At 72.0% G+C, this 20,614-nt stretch carries 16 protein-coding genes; 9 read left to right on the top strand and 7 right to left on the bottom strand.

The window, feature by feature from the left end; genetic code table 11:
* Positions 1-400: 400 nt before the first annotated feature.
* Together ACFVTC_RS02895 and ACFVTC_RS02890 are read left to right on the top strand one after the other, a co-directional pair.
* The gene (locus tag ACFVTC_RS02895; RefSeq protein ID WP_390123247.1) at positions 401-754 is read left to right on the top strand and encodes a VOC family protein; all 354 of its coding nucleotides are present in this window, start codon (positions 401-403) and stop codon (positions 752-754) included.
* A gap of 224 nt (positions 755-978) precedes the next feature.
* A complete protein-coding gene (locus tag ACFVTC_RS02890) occupies positions 979-2,085 on the top strand; it encodes a DNA alkylation repair protein (protein WP_390123245.1) in 1,107 nt (368 codons plus the stop codon).
* Positions 2,086-2,127: 42 nt separating this feature from the next.
* Here the strand turns inward: ACFVTC_RS02890 and ACFVTC_RS02885 are convergent, their stop codons facing one another.
* On the bottom strand, positions 2,128-2,622 hold the full coding sequence (locus tag ACFVTC_RS02885; RefSeq protein ID WP_390123243.1) for a winged helix-turn-helix transcriptional regulator: 495 nt from the start codon (positions 2,620-2,622) through the stop codon (positions 2,128-2,130).
* Positions 2,623-2,780: 158 nt separating this feature from the next.
* On the opposite strand from ACFVTC_RS02885, the gene ACFVTC_RS02880 reads away from it, so the two are divergent.
* Positions 2,781-3,125, top strand: coding sequence for a nuclear transport factor 2 family protein (locus tag ACFVTC_RS02880; RefSeq protein WP_390123241.1), 345 nt, complete (start codon positions 2,781-2,783; stop codon positions 3,123-3,125).
* 176 nt (positions 3,126-3,301) lie between these two features.
* Positions 3,302-4,144, top strand: coding sequence for an SDR family NAD(P)-dependent oxidoreductase (locus tag ACFVTC_RS02875; protein WP_390123239.1), 843 nt, complete (start codon positions 3,302-3,304; stop codon positions 4,142-4,144).
* A gap of 95 nt (positions 4,145-4,239) precedes the next feature.
* Here ACFVTC_RS02875 and ACFVTC_RS02870 read toward each other — a convergent pair whose 3' ends face one another.
* Positions 4,240-4,497, bottom strand: a complete 258-nt coding sequence (locus tag ACFVTC_RS02870) for a hypothetical protein (protein ID WP_168526471.1) — start codon at positions 4,495-4,497, stop codon at positions 4,240-4,242.
* Positions 4,498-4,782: 285 nt separating this feature from the next.
* On the opposite strand from ACFVTC_RS02870, the gene ACFVTC_RS02865 reads away from it, so the two are divergent.
* The gene (locus tag ACFVTC_RS02865; protein WP_390123237.1) at positions 4,783-7,749 is read left to right on the top strand and encodes a SpoIIE family protein phosphatase; all 2,967 of its coding nucleotides are present in this window, start codon (positions 4,783-4,785) and stop codon (positions 7,747-7,749) included.
* Between the two features lie 88 nt (positions 7,750-7,837).
* Here the strand turns inward: ACFVTC_RS02865 and ACFVTC_RS02860 are convergent, their stop codons facing one another.
* Positions 7,838-8,866: a helix-turn-helix transcriptional regulator gene (locus ACFVTC_RS02860; RefSeq protein ID WP_390123235.1), complete on the bottom strand. Its 1,029-nt coding sequence runs from the start codon at positions 8,864-8,866 to the stop codon at positions 7,838-7,840.
* 101 nt (positions 8,867-8,967) lie between these two features.
* On the opposite strand from ACFVTC_RS02860, the gene ACFVTC_RS02855 reads away from it, so the two are divergent.
* From ACFVTC_RS02855 to ACFVTC_RS02840, 4 genes are all read left to right on the top strand, one after another.
* Positions 8,968-9,546, top strand: a complete 579-nt coding sequence (locus tag ACFVTC_RS02855) for a DinB family protein (RefSeq protein WP_390123754.1) — start codon at positions 8,968-8,970, stop codon at positions 9,544-9,546.
* Positions 9,547-9,792: 246 nt separating this feature from the next.
* A complete protein-coding gene (locus ACFVTC_RS02850) occupies positions 9,793-10,899 on the top strand; it encodes a winged helix DNA-binding domain-containing protein (RefSeq protein ID WP_390123233.1) in 1,107 nt (368 codons plus the stop codon).
* 367 nt (positions 10,900-11,266) lie between these two features.
* A complete protein-coding gene (hchA, locus tag ACFVTC_RS02845; protein WP_390123231.1) occupies positions 11,267-12,148 on the top strand; it encodes a glyoxalase III HchA in 882 nt (293 codons plus the stop codon).
* 129 nt (positions 12,149-12,277) lie between these two features.
* Complete coding sequence (locus tag ACFVTC_RS02840) at positions 12,278-12,964, top strand: SDR family oxidoreductase (RefSeq protein ID WP_390123229.1); 687 nt, start codon at positions 12,278-12,280, stop codon at positions 12,962-12,964.
* A gap of 178 nt (positions 12,965-13,142) precedes the next feature.
* Here ACFVTC_RS02840 and ACFVTC_RS02835 read toward each other — a convergent pair whose 3' ends face one another.
* The 4 genes from ACFVTC_RS02835 to lanKC all read right to left on the bottom strand — a co-directional run bounded on the left by ACFVTC_RS02835 (position 13,143) and on the right by lanKC (position 20,037).
* Entirely contained in the window at positions 13,143-15,029 is a 1,887-nt protein-coding gene (locus tag ACFVTC_RS02835; RefSeq protein WP_390123227.1) for an ATP-binding cassette domain-containing protein, read from the bottom strand.
* Positions 15,030-15,135: 106 nt separating this feature from the next.
* A complete protein-coding gene (locus ACFVTC_RS02830; RefSeq protein WP_390123225.1) occupies positions 15,136-16,980 on the bottom strand; it encodes an ABC transporter transmembrane domain-containing protein in 1,845 nt (614 codons plus the stop codon).
* A gap of 104 nt (positions 16,981-17,084) precedes the next feature.
* Positions 17,085-17,210, bottom strand: coding sequence for a SapB/AmfS family lanthipeptide (locus tag ACFVTC_RS02825; protein ID WP_148014162.1), 126 nt, complete (start codon positions 17,208-17,210; stop codon positions 17,085-17,087).
* Between the two features lie 211 nt (positions 17,211-17,421).
* Positions 17,422-20,037: a class III lanthionine synthetase LanKC gene (lanKC, locus tag ACFVTC_RS02820; RefSeq protein WP_390123223.1), complete on the bottom strand. Its 2,616-nt coding sequence runs from the start codon at positions 20,035-20,037 to the stop codon at positions 17,422-17,424.
* Between the last annotated feature and the right edge of the window lie 577 nt (positions 20,038-20,614).

Genomic DNA, 20,614 nt, shown 5'->3' with positions numbered 1-20,614 from the left:
CGAGCCACGAGACCGTACTCTCTTACGTGATCGCGAAACCGTGGACATCAGTCTCATTCGTCCACCGTCAGGCTGCCACTCCGAATCGACCGCTTGGATACCACGGCACCGTACGACAAGCCTCTGCCAGTTGGCCCGCCGCACCGTTGGAGTAACGCGCGCTTCACCCGAATGGCGGCCTATTGCGTCAAGCCCAGGGGAAACCCCGGCGCGACCCCGGGCGAAAAGGGGGCCGCCGGCAACCGGTTCCCGGCACCTTCGATCCCGCCTCCGGGGAGAGTCCTCTCGGCACGCCGTGACGACACCGCTGACGAGTTCCCCTCCGTCGGGAGTGGGGCGAAGGGGGACATGGGGGTGTGGTGGCCGGCCCGTCCGGTCGGCGCCCTGGCAAGATGGCGGCATGGAACGTGTGCTGGGAATCGGTGGGTACTTCATGAGGGCCGCGGACCCGGCGGCCCTGAGCGCCTGGTATCGCGACTGCCTGGGCCTCGACACCGACGAGCACGGTCTGTGGCGTCAGGGAGACGGGCCGACGGTGTTCGCGACGTTCGAGTCCGGGACCGACTACTTCGGGTCCCGCGCCCAGCAGGCCATGCTCAACTTCCGCGTCCGCGACCTGGACGCGATGCTCGCGCAGTTGCGGGCCGAGGGAGCGGACGTGGCCGACGAGACGCAGGACATGGAAGGGGTCGGCCGATTCGGCTGGGTCACCGACCCCGAGGGCAATCGGGTCGAGCTGTGGCAGCCTGCCTGACCGGGTCCCGCCGCGGGCGGTGAGGTGCTGGTTCACTCAGGTGGTGAGGTGCCGGCGGCCGGCGGGCCGCCTCGGTGCGAGCCTCGGCCGGATCCCCGCGACCGGTTACTGCTAATCTAGAAGTAACGGGCTCGGGGGCGCGCTCCACTGCGGTCCGCACTCCCCATCAGTCCCGCCGAACCGTCCCAACGGGTTCCGCGTGCGCGGAGACAAGGAGCGTCACCGTGCCGCTGGCCGAGGAACTGCTGGGATCGGCGGCGGTCGCCGGTCTCGCCGACTGCCTCGACAGGGCCGGTCGCCCGCGCGACGGGCAGGCCGTACGCGAGTGCGGGGAGAAGCTCGACGGACTGGCCCTGCGTGAACGCAGCGATCTGCTGCGGGATGTCCTGACCGCACACCTCCCCGAGGGTTACGCCGCGACCCGGACCGTCGTGCGCACGGCGCTCGCGGATCCCGCGTTCACCGGGTGGATGATCTGGCCGGTGACGGAGGCGGTCGTCACGCGCGCCCTCGAGGACGACGATCCCGACGCCTTCGAGGGGGCACTGCACCTGCTGGCGGACCTGACACCCCGGCTGACCGCGGAGTTCGCGATCCGGCGGATGCTCAGAGCCGATCTCGAGCGGAGTCTGCGCGTCGTCCGGCGGTGGACCGACCATCCGGACGAGCACGTGCGGCGCCTGGCCAGCGAGGGAACACGGCCCCGGCTGCCGTGGGCGGTCCGCGTACCCGCACTCCTGGACAGCCCCGAGGTCACCCGCCCGCTCCTGGACGCGCTCTACCGCGATCCGTCCGAGTACGTGCGGCGCTCCGTGGCCAACCACGTGAACGACATCAGTCACGCCGTCCCCGACCTGGCCGTCGAGGTCGCGGCCGGATGGAGCGCGGCGCCGGACGAACACACGCCCCGAGTCGTACGGCACGCGCTGCGCACGGCAGTGAAGAAGGGGCACCCCGGGGCGCTGGCCCTGATGGGCTTCGAGCCCCCGACGGACGTCGCCGTCTTCGGCCCGCGACTGGGCGGGGACCGGGTGACCGTGGGCGACGAGATCACTTTCGCGTTCGACGTCGCCAACGAGGGGGCGGCACCCGCCAAGCTGGTGATCGACTACGTGATCCACTACCAGAAGGCGAACGGCAGCACCGCGCCCAAGGTCTTCAAGCTCACCACCAGGACCCTGGAGGCGGGCGAACGCGTCTCCATCAGCCGTCGGCACTCGTTCAGGAGGATCACCACCCGGGTCTTCCATCCGGGTGCGCACGCCCTGGAGCTCCAGGTCAACGGTGAAGTCCGTGGCCGCGCGGCGTTCACCCTGCTCGCACCGTCCTGAGCAGGGCTTCACCGGAGAGGTGAAGGTGACCGGCGGGGACGGTCAGACGCCGTTCGGCGTGTCCGCGTACCGGGTCCGCATGGCCTCGCTCGCGGCCGGGCCGGCCGTGAAGACGAACTCGTCCGTGTCGACACGCCGACCCGTCGTCCGGTCGACGACCACGGGATCCGCCTCCGCGCCCGTCCGCGCGTCGACCAGGATCATGGCCCGCTCGTCCTCGTCCAGCCGGGAGTTGCCCCAGGCGGCGAGGGCGACGATGACCGAGCGTAGGGAACGGCCGTACTCCGTGAGGACGTACTCGTAGCGGTTCGGGTGGGTCTGGTACAGCCGACGCTCGAAGAGCCCTTCGGCCACCAGGGATTTGAGCCTGCTCGTCAGCATGCTGGACGAGATACCGAGGTTCTCCTGGAACTGATCGAACCTGGTGAAGCCGTCGAACGCGTCGTGCAGGATCAGCAGCGTCCACCACTCGCCCACGTGCTGGACGGTCCGGGACAGCGGGCACTCGCGGTCTTCCAGGCGAATTCGGGCCGGCATGCGCGCCCCCTTCCGTTCCGTGGCCTACAAGGTTCTACCTTAGCAGTAGTAACTGCTACAGTCGAAGTCAGTCACTTCTGAATTAGCAGTGACTCGTCGCGCGCGATGCGCCCTGCCCACACGGCAGCCACCCCCACCCGAGCCCCGAGGAACACCCCATGCCACCCGTCACCCTCGACACACTCCCCCAGGCCGTCACCCGCTACCTGGCCGCCCATCGTCTGCACGACACCGCGGCGGAGCTCGCGAACTTCACCCAGGACGCCACGGTGACCGACGACGGGACGACCCACAGCGGCATCGACGCCATCGAGCTGTGGATGAACCGCACCGCCGGCGAGTACAGCTACACGATCGAACCCATCGCGGTCCACGAGACCCCCGACCGGGAGTACACGGTCACCCAGCGGCTCGAGGGCGACTTCCCCGGCGGGGTCGTCGACCTGCACTTCCGGTTCACCCTGCGCGACGGACTCATCGAGCGGCTCGTCATCGAGGGCTGAGTCCCCACGCCCACCGCCGACTCGCTCGCGAGGGCGTGCTCAGCGCGCGGAACGCACCAGGACGAACGAGCCGGCTCGAAACGGAACAAAGCTTGATAAGGCTGAACGAAGCCGAACGAAGCACAAAGAATCAGAAGAATAAGAAGGAACGAGAAGGAAGCCGAGGGAAGCAGGCCATGAAGACGTGGTTCATCACCGGGGGAACCCCTGGCGGTTTCGGTGCTGCCTACGCGGACGCGGCCCTGGAACGCGGCGACAACGTCGTCCTGACGGCACGCAGGCCGGAACTGCTCAGGGAGTGGGCCGCACCCCACGGCGGCAGGGTGCTGGTCCTGCCGCTTGACGTCACCGACACCCAGCAGATCGAGGAGGCCGTCACGGCGGCGCAGGCACGCTTCGGCGGCATCGACGTCCTGGTCAACAACGCCGGACGGGGCTGGTACGGGTCCGTCGAGGGCATGACCGACGACGCCGTCCGGCGCACCTTCGAACTGAACTTCTTCGCCGTCGTGGCCGTCCTGCGCGCCGTTCTGCCCGGCATGCGCGCCCGGCGGAGCGGATGGATCGTCAACATGTCCTCCGTGGCGGGCCTGAGGGGAGTCACCGGCTTCGGCCACTACACCGCCACCAAGTTCGCCCTCGAGGGCCTCACCGAGGTACTGCGCGAGGAAGTGGCGCCACTGGGCATCCGGGTCCTCGCCGTGGAACCCGGCGCCTTCCGCACCCGGGCCTACGCCGGTTTCGCGGACGAACCGGTGGCCGAGACCGTGGACGCCTACCGGCCGATGGTGGAGTCCGTACGGGACTTCATGATCACGCAGGACGGCGATCAGCCGGGCGATCCCGTCCGCGCCGTCCGCGCCGTGATCGAGGCCCTCGACGAGGACGAGCCCCCGCACCGGCTCGTCCTGGGCGGCGCCGGATACGACGCCGTGGTCGAACGGCTGGACGCGACTCTCGCCGGCATCCGCGCACGCGAGGCCGTCTCCCGCGGCGTGGACTTCCCGGCCTCCGGATGACCTGAGGACCGTCCCGGACGGACGGGCGCCCAGCGCTCAGGGGGCTGCCGCCGGACCATGTCCGGCGGCAGCCCCCTGGGCGGGCCGGCGGGTGGCTACTGCTCGCGCTGCTCGGTGCGATTGAGGCCCCGGGCGATCTCCTGGAGGATCTCCAGTTCCTGTTTCCCCGTCATCTCCGCGAGTTGGCGCAGCAGCAGAGCGCACAGCCCCGTCACACCGTCCGCGACCTGGTCGAGGTTCCCGTCCGACTCCGCGCGCTCCATCATGTACTTCGTCATGAGGTTGTCGCCGGAGACATAGGCGGTCATGGCCTCGATACCGAGGCGTACGCGGTCGTAGTCGTTCGTCGTCATCGCGCCACCGTCGCATGCCGCGCGCGATCATGCCACTGTCCGCCGGGAAGGGGCGCTCCCGGCCACCCCGTCCCTCCGACGTGCCGCGCCCTGCCCCAGGGGGAACCGGGCGGGTACGCGGGTCCGGTACGCCACCCGCTTACAGCGTTGCGGGGCTGTCGGCAACCGGAACGAACTGGTTCCGGTTGCGGCGCCGTTGAGGCTCGGGTGGCGCGTGCGGCGGCACGGCGTGAGAATCCTGCGAGGCACGGTTTCGGGCGAAACGTGGACGATAGGGTTTCCACCATGAACGCACGGCTGGCTCTGCTGCGTACAGTGGCCCCCGGAGTCACGGAGAGTGACGTCTTCCGGTTGGCGCTGCAGCACGCGCTGGGGGAGCTGGGCGCCCTGGGCGGAACCATCCATCTCCGTGGCCCCATGTCCATGCTGCGCATGGTGTCGTCGGCCGGTCTCCCACCCGCCCTCACCCAGGCCTGGGAGATCGTCGACCAGGAGGGTCCGCTCGCTCCGGCCCGTGCCCTGCAGCGGGGCAGCGGCGTGTGGGTGCCTCTGCCCACCACCGTGCCGCCCGCCGGTCCTGCCGGGCCCGGCAGCCCCCCGGCGGAGCCCGCCGAGGCCGTCTGGCCCGGCACCGGCCTGGCCGCCGTGCCGCTGTTCGGCAGGGACCGCGGCATCGGAGCGCTGACCGTGCTGATGGGCGACGCCGGGGAGCCCACCCCCGAGCAGTGGGACTTCCTCCGGGCCGTCGTCACCTGGGCCGAGGAGCGCATGGTCGAGGCTCCGCCGCCGTCCGGGCCCTCGCACGCGGAGCTGAACAGGGAGCGTCTGCGGGAGGCGCTGAAAGAGGTCAGCGTCGGATCGTGGGACTGGGACATCCGGACCGGCGAGCTGATCTGGGACGCGGCGGCCCTGGAGCTCTACGGCACCCTGCCCGCGGACTTCACCGGCAGGATCGAGAACTGGATGCGGATCGTCCACCCCGACGACCTGGCACCGACCCTCGCGGCGGCGGAGCGGGCCATCCGGGACCACGGCGTGTTCGAGGCCGAGTACCGGGTGCGCAAACGGGACGGCACCTGGGGCTGGACCCAGACCCGCGCCGGCGCCACGTACGACGAGAACGGTGAACCGCTCCGGATGGGCGGCCTGGGATGGACCAGCGACGAGTCCCGCTCCGCCCGTGACGCGCTCAGCCGGGCGCTGCGCCACATGAGCGACGGCTTCCTCGCTGTGGACGACGAATGGCGGATCACCTTCGCCAACCTGGAAGCCGAACGCACGCTGGGTTTCTCCGAGGAGGAGCTGTTCGGGCGCGTCCTGTGGGACCTGCCCGCCGCCCGGCAGGTTCCCGGACTGGAGAGCCAGTGCCGCACGGCCGCCGCGAAGGAGAAACCGGCCAGCTTCGACGTGCACATGCGGGACAGCGGGCGCCGCTACCAGGTGCGCCTCGTCCCGGGGCCCGACGGCCGCACCCTCTACTTCGCCGATGTCACCGAGAGACGGCGGATGGAGGAGGAACGCCTGGCCGCCGAGCTCGCCGCGTCCGCGCGATCGGCCCGGATCAGCGAGCTGACCGCCGCACTCGCCAAGGCGACGACCTCACGCGATGTGGTGGACGCCGTCGCCCGGCGGGTGCTGCCCCCCTTCGCGGCCTCCGGCCTGCTGGTCCAGGCCGTCGAGAACGACCTGCTCCGCAACGTCGGAGCCGTCGGGTACCCGGCCGACTTCCTCGACCTCCTCGACAACCGCCCCCGGACGCCCGGCGACCCGTCCTGGGACGCGATCGCGTCCGGCCGGCCCCTGTTCCTGGCCTCGGTGCAGGAGATGACCGCGTACGCGCCCTCGCTGGCCCACCGGGCCGACCGCACCGACAAGCAGGCGTGGGCGTTCCTGCCGCTGACGGCGTCGGGCCACACCTTCGGGGTGTGCGTCCTGTCCTTCGACCGTCCACGGCGCCTCACCGACGAGGAACGCACCCTCCTGGCGACCATCAGCGCGCTCGTCGCGCAGGCCCTGGAGCGCGCCAGGCTCTACGACGCCGAACACACCCGCTCCCGCGAACTCCAGCGCAGCCTCCTCCCCCAGGTCCTCCCCCGCCTCCCCGCGTGCACGGCCGCCGCCCGCTACCTCCCCGCCGGACAGGGCATGGACGTGGGCGGCGACTGGTACGACGTCATCCCGCTCTCCGGCGGCCAGGTCGCCCTCGTCGTCGGCGACGTCATGGGGCACGGCCTTCCCGAGGCGGCCACCATGGGACGGCTGCGCACCGCCGTGCACACCCTGGCAGACCTCGAACTGCCCCCCGACGAGATCATGAGCCGCCTCAACGACATCGTCGGCGGCATGGGCGAGGGCTCGTACGTCACCTGCCTGTACGCGCTCTACGACTCCACCACCCAGATCTGCTCCATCGCCCGCGCCGGGCACCCACCGCCCGCGCTGGTCCACCCCGACGGCACCGTGCACTTCCCGGAGCTCTCCACCGACCCGCCACTGGGCGCGGCGGAGCCGCCCTTCGAGACGGTCGAGGTGCCGGTGCCCGAGGGCAGCCTGCTCGTGCTCTACACCGACGGTCTGGTCGAGTCGGCGAAGCGGGACATCGACGAGGGCATGGCGGAGCTCGCCGAACTGCTGCGCACGGTCCGCAAGAACGGCACCGACACGGACCTCGACCATCTCTGCGACATCCTGACGGCCGGCCTGCTGCCCGCCGAGCACCAGGCGGCCGACGACGCGGCGGTGCTCGTGGCCCGCCTGCACGCCCTGACCGGCGACCGGATGGCATCCTGGCCCCTCCCCGAGGACCCGCGGGCGGCCGGCCAGGCCCGCCGGCACGTCCGGGAGCAGCTCACCCGCTGGGGGCTGGACAGCCTCACACCCACCACGGAGCTCCTCGCCAGCGAGCTGGTGGGCAACGTCGTACGCCACGCCAAGGGCCCGCTCCGTCTGCGTCTGCTCCGCAGCGCCGGGCTGATCTGCGAGGTCTTCGACGGCAGTCTGACGATGCCCCGCATCCGTCGCGCGACCGACACCGACGAAGGAGGGCGCGGCCTGCAACTGATCACCGCGCTCTCCCAGCGCTGGGGCACGCGCTACACGCCGACGGGCAAGTGCATCTGGACCGAACAGCCGCTGCTCGGCACCGACGGTCACAAGGACGTGCCGCCCGAGACCCTGGACCGGATGTTCCCGGGCGCCGAGGGATTCGACGTGGACCTGGACAGCCTCCTGCGCGAGGAGCCCGACGGATAGGGCAGCGGGCCGGGGCCGTACGCTCCGCCGGGCCCGTCGTGCCGTACACCCGCGTCGTCTTGTTCCCGTCGGTCGCCGTGCGTGACGGTCACCGCTTCGTCGGCCGTGTGGCGGGCCCTGCGGATCCGTTCGTCGCGGCGGTGGCGCAGCGGCGCGCCAGGAGCGCGAAGGCGTCCCTGAGCTCGGTGGGCCCCACGACCTGGATGTCGGTGTCGAACCCGCAGAGCGTGGCGGCAAGTCCGGGCCATGACCACGCGCCCAGGACGAGTCGGCAGCGGTCCGGGCCGAGTTCCTCGACGACTCCGTCGCGGGTGTACGTGGACACTACGGACGCGGGCAGGTCGAGGATCACCTCCCCGGTGCAGGGCCGGCCACCGGAGCCGTCGGAGCCCTGGAACCTCCCCGCGACGAAGGCCGCCACCTCCCCTCCGGGCAGTTCACGCGGGGTGAACCGGGGTCCGGTCGGGGTGCGCGGGGTGATCCGGTCGACGCGGAAGGTACGCCAGTCGTCCCGGTCCAGGTCCCAGGCGACGAGGTACCAGCGTCCGCCCCAGGTGACGAGGTGGTGGGGTTCCGCCCGGCGGGGGCGGGCCGCGTCGGGGTCGGCACCGGCTGTTCCCGGCGCGGTGGCGAGGGGGTAGTCGAAGCGCAGCACCTCGCGGGTCTGGACGGCCGCGCCGAGCGTCGCGAGCACCCGGGCGTCGGCCGTCGTGTCCGGACCGGTCCCCGCGCGCTCGACGGCGGTGACCCGGAGGGCGTCGACGCGGTGGCGCAGCCGTGCCGGCATGACCTGCCGGACGGTATTCAGCGCGCGCACCGCGGCCTCCTCGACGCCGGCACCGGTCGTGCCGACGGTCTGGAGCGCGACGGCGAGGGCGACGGCCTGGTCGTCGTCGAACAGCAGCGGCGGCAGCTCCGTACCGGCGTCGAGGCGGTAGCCCCCGTCAGGACCTTTCGTGGCCGCCACGGGGTAGCCGAGACCGCGCAGCCGGTCGACGTCGCGGCGCACCGTGCGCGGGCTGACCTCGAGCCGTTCGGCCAGCGACTGCCCCGGCCAGTCGCGGCGCGCCTGGAGCAGGGACAGCAGGGTCAGCAGTCGCGCTGAGGTCTTCGGCATGACGCCCATGTTGCCCCGAGTAGCGGACACTGCCTGACCGCTACTCCTGGGACTGTGGTCCTGTGCCGGACAACGAGAACGACCAGAAGGACCCGATCACTGTGAGCGTCACGAACACCCCCTCCACGGCCCTCGACGGCGAGCGGGCCGACCTGCTCGCCGAACTCGCGACCGTGCGCGCCGCCTTGACGAACACGACGCGCGGTCTCGACGACGGACAGGCCGGCGAACGGCCGACGGTCAGCGCGCTGTGCCTGGGCGGCCTGATCAAGCACGTCGCGTCCATCGAGGAGGCGTGGATGCGGTTCGCGGTCGAGGGCCCCTCGGCGATGCGTTTCGACCTGCCCGAGGGTGTCACCTGGGCCGACTTCGCGGCCGGAACCGCCCGTGAGTTCCCGCGGTGGGCGATCGACCACCAGAACAACTTCCTGATGCTGCCCGGCGAGACGCTGGCCGGGATCGTCCAGGGCTACGAGCGGGTCGCCGCCGGGACCGAGAGGACCATCGCCTCCGTACCCGACCTGTCGGTGACACATCCGCTGCCGGAGGCGCCCTGGAACGAGCCGGGAGCGGTGTGGAGTGTGCGGCGGGTGCTGATGCACGTCATCGCCGAGACCGCCCAGCACGCCGGGCACGCGGACATCCTGCGCGAGACGCTCGACGGACAGAAGTCGACCTGACCGGCGCGGGATCCCCGCCGGACGGGACCGTCGGCCTCACCGGACGCCGAGGGTCGGACGACCCGGTAGGAGCCGCGCCCGCGCCGGTGGCCGTCGTCACCGGCGCGGTTGCGGGGCTACCGGACCGACCGGCAGTGCCTGGGGCTGGGGCTGGGGCTGGGGCTTACGGGCAGTACCCGCACAGACCGGTGGTGGCCGGAGGACCCGCCGACGCACGGAACACACACGGAAACGAAAGGAGTGGCGATGACCGTGTTGGACCGCCGGACGCTCAACCGGGCCACGCTCGCCCGGCAGTTGCTGCTCGATCGCGCCGGCGTGCCGGTCCTCGACGCCGTCGCGCATCTCTGCGGTCTTCAGGCGCAGGAGCCGCAGGAACCCTTCGTCGGGCTCTGGTCGCGGCTGCGGGCGTTCGACCCGGCGGTGCTGTCGGATCTGCTGGTGCGGCGGAGCGTGGTGCGGACCCACCTCATGCGCCGCACCGTCCATCTCGTCACCGCCGACGACGCCCTGGCATGGCGGGGCCGCCACGACGCCATGCTGCGGCAGCGGGTGCTCGGGAACTACCGTCGCGAGCTCGGCGGCACGGACCTCGACGAACTCGCCGCGGCGGGGCGGTCGGTGATGGCCGACGGCGAGCCCCGGTCGATGGCCGAACTCGCGCGGGCGCTCGCCGGACGCTGGCCGGAACCGGGACCGCGGGCGCTGGGCGAGATGCTGGTCGCCGCGCTGGTCCCGATGGCGCAGTTGCCGCCCCGCGGGCTGTGGCGGACCAGGGCGGGGGTGCGCAACCTCCCGCTCTCGTCCTGGCTGGGACGGGAGATCGACCCGCCGACCGGTGACGGCGCCGATCCGGTCGGCCAGGCCCTGGTAAGCCGCTACCTGGCCGCCTTCGGTCCCGCGGCCTCGGCCGATCTGCGCGCCTGGTGCGGTCTGGCCGGGCTGCCGGCCGCGGTGACCGCGGTCCGCGAGGAACTGGTCGCCTTCCGCGACGAGCGCGGCCGGGAACTGCTGGACCTCCCGGGCGCGCCCCGCCCCGACCCCGACACACCCGCCCCGGTGCGGTTCCTGCCGGCGTTCGACAACGCGATCCTCGGCTACCAGGACCGCGGCCGGATCATCGACGACGCCCACCGCGGTCTGTCGGTCGCCGGTGAACGTGTCGTGCTGGTCGACGGGCGGGTCGCCGCGACCTGGAACGTCGGCGCCGACGTCGGCGCCGTGGTCGTCACCCCACTGCGCCGTCTCTCCCGCGCCGAGCTCGCCGACGTCTCCGAGGAGGGAAGGGAACTGGCCCTGTTCCTCTCCGAGAACGAAAGCGATCGCGTACGGGTCGCCGCGTCGCCGGACTGAGCGGCCGAGCGGCGGGTCGGCCGGTCGGCGGGCAGGCGGGAGGGCGGGCGGTCGGGCGGTCGGGCGGTCGGGCGGTCGGGCGAAAAGGCAACCGAAATCCTGCTTTCGGCAACCACCTTGGCCAGTCACCCCGGCATTCACCTTGGCCATTCACCTTGGCCATTCGCCTTCGACATTCGCCTTCGACATTCGCCTTCGACATTCGCCTTCGACAGCATGCGCCTTCGACTTCGGCCACAACCTGCCGGGACGGTCCGGTCGCAGTAACATGGGGTGAATCACCTCGACGTCGCAACCACGTCAATTTCTCCGGTCGCCCGTCCAATTCATAGCAACCGACGAGCCGGGCAGGAAAGAAGGTGTTCGCATGTCTCACGCCGCAGGCGTTCTGAGCAAGGACCCTACGCCGGATCCGGCGGAGGAGAACGCGTTCTTCCCTTCACCTTATTCACTGAGCAAGTACACATCACCGAAGACGAATTTCGACGGAGTGCAGCACAAGGGCGCCTACACCGGGGGAAAGTGGAAGGTGCTCATGATCGCGGCCGGGGAACGCTACGTACTGGTCGAGAACGGGAAGATGTTCTCCACCGGAAACCACCCGGTCGAGATGCTGCTCCCGCTTCACCACATGATGGAAGCGGGATTCGACGTCGATGTCGCCACCCTGGAGGGCTACCCCGCCAAACTCGAACTGTGGGCCATGCCGCGCGAGGACGAAGCGGTGATGTCCACGTACGAGGCACTGAAACCGCAGCTCAAGCAGCCGAGGAGGCTCTCCGAGGTCATCGCCCACGGACTCGGGGACGACTCGGACTACCTCGCGGTGTTCATCCCGGGCGGGCACGGAGCGGTGGTCGGCCTGCCGACGAGCGAGACGGTGGGGCGAACGCTCGACTGGGCCCTGGCGAACGACAGGTTCGTCATCACCTTGTGCCACGGCCCGGCCGCCCTTCTCGCCGCCACACTGGGCAAGGACGAGTCGCCGTTCAAGGGGTACTCGGCGTGCGTCTTCCCCGACGCACTCGACGAGGGGCCGAACCTCGAGATCGGCTATCTCCCTGGCCGCCTGCCCTGGCTCGTCGCCGATCTCCTGGGCGATCAGGGTCTGAAGATCGTCAATGACGACATGACCGGCCGGACCCACCGGGACCGGAAGCTCCTCACGGGCGACAGCCCTCTCGCCTCCCACAGCCTCGGCCTTCTCGCGGCCGACGCTCTCGTCGAAGCGGCCCGGTCCGCCGGCTGACCCTGGGTTCGCGGCACGTCGGGCGCGTAGTCACCGCGGTGCGTCCAGGTATCGGACCACGGCCGGAACGGCTCTCAGCATGGCATGAAATCGCTCCTTAAATAGGAGACTCGGGGGAAACATCACTTTATGAGCGTTCATTTCATTACCGGCGCGAATTCGGGCATCGGGGCGGCGGTGGCGCGACTGCTGGCGGCGCGCGGGGAGGAACTGTGGCTGCTGGCCAGGGACACGGGGCGGGCGAAGTCCCTGCGTGCCGCCTTCCCCGGCAGCCGCACCCTGGTGGCCGATCTCGCGGTGCCCGGGGAACTGGCGGCCGCACTCGAACTCCAGGGGCTGCCTGAGCAGTTGGACTCGCTGCTGCACGTGGCCGGTGTCCTGGAGCCCGGTGCGGTGGCACAGTCGGGAGCCGGACCATGGCAGGAGATCTGCGCGGTGAACCTGCTGGCACCCGCCGAACTGACCCGGCTTCTGCTCCCGGCGCTGCGCACCCGGCGGGGGCACGTCGTGTTCCTCAACTCCGGTGCGGGCCTGCACGCCCCGCCGGGACTGGCCGCGTACGCGGCGTCGAAGTTCGCCCTCAGGGCACTCGCCGAATCGCTCCGCGCGGAGGAGTACCAGCACGGTGTCCGAGTGACGTCCGTCTACCCCGGAGAGGTCGACACACCGATGCAGGCCGAGCTGCACGCCCGGCTCGGCATCGCCTACGACCCCGCCACCTGTCTCACCGTGGATTCCGTCGCCCGGGTGGTGGCGGGCGCGTTGGACCTGTCGCGGGACGGGACGGTGAGCGACCTGATGCTCCGCCCCGGCTGAGCGGACGGAAGCGGGCGGGCCGGATTCCGGTCCGCCCGCCGCACACTCCGCACCCGCCACGCCGCTCGCGTCGGCCGCACCCCCCGCGTCTGCCATGTCTGCCATGTCTACCGCGTCTGCCGCGTCTGCCGCGTCTGCCGCGTCTGCCGCGTCTGCCGGGCGGTCGTCGGCGGTGGGGTCAGTCCGTGTAGTCGAGGTCCCCTCCGTGGCCGCCGACCAGCGCCCGGTATCCGGGCGCGGTGGCCAGCAGTTCGCTGTGGGTCCCCACCAGGGCACGGTCTCCGTCGAGGAACAGGACTCGGTCGGCCCGACGTGCGGGACCGGGCCGGTGAGTGATGGTGACGACCGTGCCGGGCCGGGTGCGAAAGGCTTCTTCCACGTGCAACTCCGCCTGCGCGTCCAGGTGGCGGGTGGCCTCGTCGAGGATGACCAGCCGAGCCGGCGAGAGATGGGCCCGGACCAGGGCGACGATCTGGCGCTCGCCCGCGGACAGCGCGGCCGGATCGACCGTGGCCTCCAGTCCACCGAGGCGTTCCACCAAAGGTGCCGCGCCGAGTGCGTGCACGGCGGACATGACCTCCCGCTCCGGCGCGCGGGGACACAGCCATCGCAGGTTCTCCTGAAGCTCGCCCGCGAACACATAGGCGTCCTGCGGCAACAGGACGCGGACGCGCGCCAGTTCCCGGGGGGTGAGCCGGGCCGCCGCAGCGCCGCCGAGCAGGACGTTCCCCCGATCCGGCGGGACGTCGCCCGCCAGCACGTCCGCGAGGGTGGACTTGCCGACCCCCGAGGGGCCGACCACGGCAAGGTGCTCCCCGTCGCGCAGGGTGAGGTCCAGGGCGTCGAAGACGGGATCCGCGGCGGCTCCGTAGGAGTAGGAGATGCCGCGGAGGCAGACGGACCCGTCGACGGGGCCGTGACCACGGTCACCGTCGATGCCCTGCTCCCCGTCCTCGCCGTCCTCGCCGTCCTGCCAGTCCTCCCCGCCCACGCCACTCTCCCCGTCCTCGCCGTCCACGCCGGTCCGTGGACCGTCCGCGTCGACGGAGGCGGGCGGCGGCTCGGAGGCGGCGGCGAGGCGCTCGGCGGCGACGGCGAGGCGCAGCCAGGAGGAGCCCACGCCCTGGACGAGCAGCCGCAGGGCCGGTTCCAGGGTCCCGGTGAGGTAGGCCAGTACGCCCATGACCTCGCCGGGGGTCAGCCCACGGCGGACCAGGGCCGGGGCCGCCAGGACGACGAGGAGGAGCGGCAGGTGTGCCCCCACCGCGACGAGGAGCCGTCGGACGGCTGCCGTGACCGCCAGCGCGCGGTTCGCGCGGACGCCGGCGGCGACGGCGTCGAGCAGATCCTCTTCCGTGGGCCGGCGGGCGCCGCAGGTGACGATGTCACGCAGTGCGGTCAGGGTGTCGGCGCACAGGCGCGCCAGGTTCTCGTCGGCGGCGAACGCCTGTCGCTGGCGCCGCATCGTGACCGGAGTGGTCGCCGCGAACCCCGTCAGCGCGAGCAGCAGCGGTACGGCGATCAGCGGGGTGGCCGCCGGGGCGAGCATCGCGGTGCCGCCCAGCACGGCCACCGCCGTGAGGGCGAAGTGGGAGACGATGAGCAGCTGTCCGGCGGTGGCGTCGCGAACGGCCTCCACCTGGCGGGTCAGTTGGGCCACGGCCGTGGCGGCTGACGCGTCCGGACGGCCGCGGGCCGCGACCCCCCGGTGCAGCAGGCCCGACACCAGTCGGCGTACCAGCCGGTCGCGCATCGGCTCGACGACGTGCGCGAGTTGGGGGTAGGTCTGCCGGGTCGCCCACGCGCCGATCAGCGCGGCCGTCGCGAACACGGCGAGCCAGCACGCGGCCTGGCCCGGCCGGTGCTCGAGGAACCCGCGGTCGACCGCCAGGGCCATCGCCTTGCCGGACACCAAGGCCGGCAGGGCCGACAACAGGGTCCATCCGAGCAGCCGCAGAACCGCCGGCCGGCTCTCGGTGAAGGCCGAGCGCAGCACCTCGGCGGCGGCACGGGCGGGCCGCCGCGGGACGGGGGCGGCGGTCGCGACAGCGTCTTCGTGTGCCACAGGGGCGGTGTGGGTGACGGGGGTCACGGGGGCGTGTGCGGGTGTGGTCCCCGGTGACGGGCGGCGGACGGAAGGGGCCTCGGCACGGACCGCCGGTGTCGTGTCGTCAGTCACCGGCGGAGGCCTTCACAGGAGCCGGCCGGGGGCCGGGCGATCCGCCGTCGAGCACGTCACGGTACGCGGCGAGGCGCCAGAGTCGGTCGTGGGCGGCGACGGTGCGGACGCGGCCCTCGTGGAGCCAGGCGACCCGGTCGGCCGCGGCGGCCACGGTGGCACGCCGGGTGATGTGCAGGACGGTCCGCCCGGCCGCCTCCTCCCGCAGGGCGCGCAGCGCCGCGGCTTCGGTGGCACCGTCCAGGCCGCAGGTCGCGTCGTCCAGCACGATCAGGCGGCTGTCGCGGGCGAACGCTCTGGCCAGGCCGAGGCGCTGGCGTTCTCCGCCGGACAGGACGAGGGAGGACATCGGTGTGCGGTAGCCGTCCGGCAGCCGGCGGATGAAGGTGTCGGCCTGCGCGGCCCGTGCGGCCCCGCGAAGCCGCCACGGCGGCGGGGGCGCCGGGCCGAGGCCGAGCGCGTCCTGGACCGTGGCGCCGGTCAGCACCGGGTCGGCGAAGGCGCAGGAGATCGCGGTGGGCAGTTCGTCGGGGTGGATCGCCGTCAGCGGGACGCCGTCGAGCGTGACGGTGCCCTCGTCAGGTTCTGTCAGGCCCACGGCGAGCGCGGCCACCAGGGAGGTCACCGAGTCGGGGGCGCCCACGAGGGCCGTCCAGGAGCCGTCCGGCACCGTCAGGTCCAGGCCGTCCAGGGCGACGTCTCCCTGACGGCGTACGACCACCCCCCGCAGTTCCAGACGGCCCGGACCGGCGGGCAGCGGACGGGAGGTGCCACCGCGGACCGGCAGGGTGAGTACGTCGGTGAGCCGGGCGGCGCCCGCCCGTGCCTGGGCGACGTCGAGGAGGCTCTGTGCGGTGCCGAGGCCGCTGAGGCCGATCCCGGTGTAGGCGAGGGCGGCCAGCAGATCACCGACGCCGAGCCGGCCCGCGGCGACCTGGGTCCCCGCCACGGCGAGGACCGCGAGCTGGGTGGCCGGGGCGAGCAGGCCGGTGCACCACGCGGTGCGGCGCTGGGTGTCCCACAGTTCGTGTCCCAGTCTCGACAGGTGCGGCAGCGGGCGCAGGACGCGTTCGATCTCCCTGGTCAGGGTGGCCGAGGCGGCGATGCTGCGGCTGCCGCTCAGCGCGTCGAGCAGTCCGGAGGCCAGCTGTGCCTGGGCCCGCTGGTATCCGTCACCCGCGTGGGTCGTGCGGCGCAGTTGGCGGCGGATGACCGCGTAGCCGGTGGGCGCGGTGGCCAGGAACGCCAGGGACAGCAGGGGGGAGAGCAGGGTCAGGGCGACGACGGCGACGGCGGCCATGAGCAGTTGCGCGGCCGAATAGACCAGGGCGGGCGCGGCCAGTGCGGCCTGCGGGGCGCTGGCGGTCAGACGGGCGACGAGGTCACCGACCGGCATGCGGGCGACGGCGGCGGGACCGGCGGCCAGTGTGCGGCGGATCGCCATGGTGCGGATTCGGGCCGCCGCGTCGGCGCCGGAGCGCGGGGCGGCGTACTGGGCGGCGGCTTCGGCGACGGTCAACAGGGCGAGCAGTGCGATGAGTTGGCGGCCGATGGCGGTTCCGGTTCCGGCCAGGGCCTGGTTGACGGCGCGGGCCAGCAGGGCGGGCAGCAGCAGGGTCGCGGTGGTGCTCGCGGCCACGGCCAGGGCCAGGACCAGCGCCCAGCGTCCGCCCGCGGCCGGCAGCAACAGGCTTGGTGGTCGGGTCACTTCGGGCCGGTCGCCGTGGTCCGGCCGGGTGTCGTCGGCGGTGGGGGGAACCGGTCGTGTGGGGGGCCGGTCCGGCGAGCCGGTCGGGGCGGGCTGTGGCGGAGCGGCGTCGGTTCGGTCGCTGTGCATGAAGCCCTCCGGGGGAAAGTGGCCGGTCCGGGCGGCCGAAGCCGCCCGGACCGGTTCGTCGGGGGGGTGCCGGCCGCGCCGAGGTGGCGCGGCCGGCGGGTGGATCAGAGGCAGAGCAGCGTGCTCACGGTGCTGTTGGTGCAGTTGACGGCGCTCAGGGAGCTGAGAACGGAGCGGTACTCGAGGATTTCCTCGGGGGTCTCCAGGGCCTGCAGGCTGAGGATGGACATGATGGTCCCCTTCCGGGTGGTGGTGGGTGCTTCCGGCGGTCTGCCGGAACTCTGTGGGCGGCCTGTTTCCCGGGCCGCGGGCGGGGTGCGCCGGCGCGCTGACGGACGGTCGGTGCCGTGTCGGCGTCCGGTGCCGGTCGGTCGGTCGGTCGAAGTCAGTCGGCCGGTGCCAGTCGGCAGGAGTCGGCCGGTCGGTACCAGCCGGCCGATGTCAGCCGGTCGGTGTCGGGAGTGCGCCGGAGGGTGGGCGCCGCCGGGTGGCGTCGGCCTTGGGAGCGACGGGTTCGGCCGGCTCGGTGGGAACGGTCAGGAAGGGCAGCGTCGGGGTGCCCGCGTACACCGAGCCGAGGGCGGTCATGACACCCGCGTTCCCCGTGGCGAGGTCCATGGACAGACGCAGCAACTGCTCGCCGGGAAAGGCCGGATGGCCCTCGTACGGAACGACGTGCCACAGCAGTCGGCGTACGTGCCGCCGGATCACGTCGGCGCGCTCCGTCCCCTGGGGATCCAGCAGCGCCTGCAGCCCGATCAGTCCGGCGCGGCCGTTGAACAGCCCTGGCTGGACGATGAACTCCGGTACGGCGGCGCGGCCGATACGCTCCAGCTGTTCCGCGAGCCCGGCGTCGGGCCGGTGCTTCAGGTGGGCCTGCAGCACCGCGGCGATGCCCGCGCTGCCGGACTCCAGATAGGGCAGGACGCGGATGCCGTCGTCGACCTGGAGGGTGCCGTCCTCGGCCACCACGCACCGCGCGAGGTCGTGCTCCAGGGCGCGGCCCGCGAGATCGAGCAGGTTGCCGTCGGCCGAGACCTGGTGCAGGTGCAGCAACAGCAGCGCGGTTCCGCTGGCGCCGTGCACGAGGCCGGCCCTCGATCCGTCCGGGGGCGCTGCCCGGTCGAGGCGCAGTCCGGCGACGGCCCGCTCGGCGGCCTCGACCGCGGCGTCGTAGAACGTCCGGTCCCCGGTCGTCCGGGCGAAGTCGAGCAGGCACAGCCCGATGCCGGCCAGACCGCTCAGCAGATCCGGGGCGTATCCCTCGGAATCGTCCTTCATCAGACGGTCCAGCAGGTCCATGGCCTGTTGTCGGTGTCCGAGCAGGTCGAGGACGTAGGCCACGCCGTGCCCGCCGACCAGCAGACCGGGCCGCAACGGCTGGCGGTCGACCGCCTTGAGCAGCCAGCCCACATGGGCGGGATCCACCCGGGCACCGGTCGCGTGGCAGGCCCACAGCACACCCGCCGCGCCGTACGCCAGTCCGAGGCCGTCGTGGGTGAACTGGCTCGGGTCGCCGGGGAACAGTCTGTCGGTACGGTGCGGGGTGGCACTGGCCGCTGTCGCCGCGGCCAGTTCGTCGCGCAGCCGGGGCCACGCGGCCGGCTCACCGCTGAACAGCTCGTCGAACTGCTCCGCCGCGACCTCGTGCGGGCGGGTCGCGGTCCGCCGGCCGTGCCCGGGGGGTTCCGCGGAGGGCAGCGCGAACCTCTCCCGCGCGGCGGCCCGGAGCGTTTCCGCCTTGTGCGGGCTCAGTACCGTCAGGGGCAGCAGCGGCATGAAGATCCACAGTCGCAGGGCGGCCAGCGCGTGGTCGTCGACGGCGAACCCGGTCAGCTCCGGCGGCGCGGCGAAACCCGCCGCACCCAGTGCGGGGCGGACGAACGCGTCGGCGGGCGAGGAGAGTTCGAAGTCCACGAACACCACCCGGCCGTCCGGCCGCACGATCAGGTTCCGGGGGTGCAGATCGCCGAAGACGATGCCTCTGGCGTGGATCGAGCGCAGGCCCTCTTCGATGCTGTCGAGGATGCGGAGCGCCTTCACGCGGTACTCGGCCGTGTCCTCGTCGGTCACCTCGGGGTGGACCAAGGGGTAGTTACGGCCGAACCAGCGGTGCAACGGCTCGCCCTCGATGTACTCCTGCACCAGGAAGTGGTGTTCCCAGGCGGTGAGCCGGCCCAGCACCGCCGGCACGGCTTCCAGTCCGGCCAGCCGACCGAGCGTCTCGTGCTCGAGTTCCAGTCGGGTGACCGCGTCGTCCCCCCGCTGGTCGAGGCCGGCATGCGGTCTGGCCTCCTTCAGCACCACCTGCCGACCGTCCGCCGTCCGGCGGGCCAGGTAGATTCCGCCGCCGTTGGAGAAGTGCAGGGCGCTTTGGACCGTGTAGGGGAAGTCGTCGACGCTTGTCCGGGACGCGGCGGCGAGCGTGTCGGCGAGTATCGCCGGAACCGGGGCCCAGGGCGGGACCTCGAAGACAGCGGCGCGGACGTCCGGGCGCAGCTTCCCCGACGGCTCACGGAAGGCGAGAACGAGCTCACCGGTCTCGGAGCGGCAGAACTGCTCGACGAAACCGCCGTAGCGTAAGTACAGAGGTCCCTCGCGCCAGCGCAGGTCGCTCAGGATGTACGGTCCGGGCGCGCCGTCGAGCGCGGCGTCCAGGTGGCGCAGGCAGTGTTCCAGCGCCGCGTCGTCGCGAGGGTAGAGCGTGAGGAACTTCCCGCTGGAGGCGCGGGCCGCGTACTTGGCGTTCTGTGTCTGCACGAGCCCGGGGCTGCGCAGGAACTTGTAGGCCACGCCGTTGTCGAAACAGTACCGCCGGACCACTTCAAGGACGTGCGGGGCGTTGTCGAGGCGGGCCGCGACGTGAATCTTCCAGCCCTGTTCGGGCAGTTCGGGAGTCACGGGCTGGAAGCCCACCCACACCTCCCGGGTGCTGCGCACCCAACCGGGGGGCGCGGCCTCGGTGGCGGCCGGGAATTCCTCCCGCACGGCCCACTGCACGGGTGAGTCATAGAACAGCCGGTCGGCGTAGGAATACGCCTCGTAGCGCATGTCCATTCGAACCCTCCCATAGTCACGGCGGAATACAGCGGCAACACGTGTCCCGGCGAAACCGGTACGCGACGACGGACGACCGCGTGGAAGGCCGATCCCCCGACGGGCCGCATTCCCCCCAACAACCCTTGGGGAATTAGGCCCTTGCGTTTGTCGGGGATGTCATGACCCCGACGCCATCAAGGTAGGGTCCGGCCGCCACCTCGCATCAGAGCGCGTTCACGGCGCATCCACGTACAGAACGCCGCCGGCTGCCGAACAGCGCACGCCCGGCCGGCCGGCACGCGCCCTTCACCCATGCGGCAAAAAGAAACACACCCGCACGTCATACTCACGCTCTTCACAGCACGCCCATGGCAGCTCATAATTCCAGCCGACTTTCCGATTCTTCGGTGCGCGTGCCGCGAAGTGTTCGACGCCGGCTGACACGAATGGAGTAACCGCTCGGCGGGTGACTCCGTCGGAATCGGATGTCGGCAAGCACGCGGCCATTGACGTTCCCGCGGCACCCGGGCGGCTCTGACCTCCTTTTTCAGCGACTCTCCAAGTCGCACGGGAATCCGACGGCCGCCGGATTCCA

It is taken from the genome of Streptomyces sp. NPDC057950, from assembly GCF_042887295.1.
Lineage (GTDB): Bacteria > Actinomycetota > Actinomycetes > Streptomycetales > Streptomycetaceae > Streptomyces > Streptomyces kaempferi.
The sequence above is the reverse complement of the archived record's forward strand: the minus strand, read 5'-3'. Positions and strand labels throughout refer to the sequence as shown.

Excerpts from the sequence above, each read along its gene's own strand:
- ACFVTC_RS02885 (WP_390123243.1), bottom strand. The coding sequence starts at position 2,622 with ATGCCGGCCCGAATTCGCCTGGAAGACCGCGAGTGCCCGCTGTCCCGG.
- ACFVTC_RS02895 (WP_390123247.1), top strand. The coding sequence starts at position 401 with ATGGAACGTGTGCTGGGAATCGGTGGGTACTTCATGAGGGCCGCGGAC.
- ACFVTC_RS02865 (WP_390123237.1), top strand. The coding sequence starts at position 4,783 with ATGAACGCACGGCTGGCTCTGCTGCGTACAGTGGCCCCCGGAGTCACG.
- ACFVTC_RS02825 (WP_148014162.1), bottom strand. The coding sequence starts at position 17,210 with ATGTCCATCCTCAGCCTGCAGGCCCTGGAGACCCCCGAGGAAATCCTC.
- ACFVTC_RS02860 (WP_390123235.1), bottom strand. The coding sequence starts at position 8,866 with ATGCCGAAGACCTCAGCGCGACTGCTGACCCTGCTGTCCCTGCTCCAG.
- ACFVTC_RS02840 (WP_390123229.1), top strand. The coding sequence starts at position 12,278 with ATGAGCGTTCATTTCATTACCGGCGCGAATTCGGGCATCGGGGCGGCG.
- ACFVTC_RS02875 (WP_390123239.1), top strand. The coding sequence starts at position 3,302 with ATGAAGACGTGGTTCATCACCGGGGGAACCCCTGGCGGTTTCGGTGCT.
- lanKC (WP_390123223.1), bottom strand. The coding sequence starts at position 20,037 with ATGGACATGCGCTACGAGGCGTATTCCTACGCCGACCGGCTGTTCTAT.
- hchA (WP_390123231.1), top strand. The coding sequence starts at position 11,267 with ATGTCTCACGCCGCAGGCGTTCTGAGCAAGGACCCTACGCCGGATCCG.
- ACFVTC_RS02830 (WP_390123225.1), bottom strand. The coding sequence starts at position 16,980 with ATGCACAGCGACCGAACCGACGCCGCTCCGCCACAGCCCGCCCCGACC.
- ACFVTC_RS02880 (WP_390123241.1), top strand. The coding sequence starts at position 2,781 with ATGCCACCCGTCACCCTCGACACACTCCCCCAGGCCGTCACCCGCTAC.
- ACFVTC_RS02870 (WP_168526471.1), bottom strand. The coding sequence starts at position 4,497 with ATGACGACGAACGACTACGACCGCGTACGCCTCGGTATCGAGGCCATG.
- ACFVTC_RS02850 (WP_390123233.1), top strand. The coding sequence starts at position 9,793 with ATGACCGTGTTGGACCGCCGGACGCTCAACCGGGCCACGCTCGCCCGG.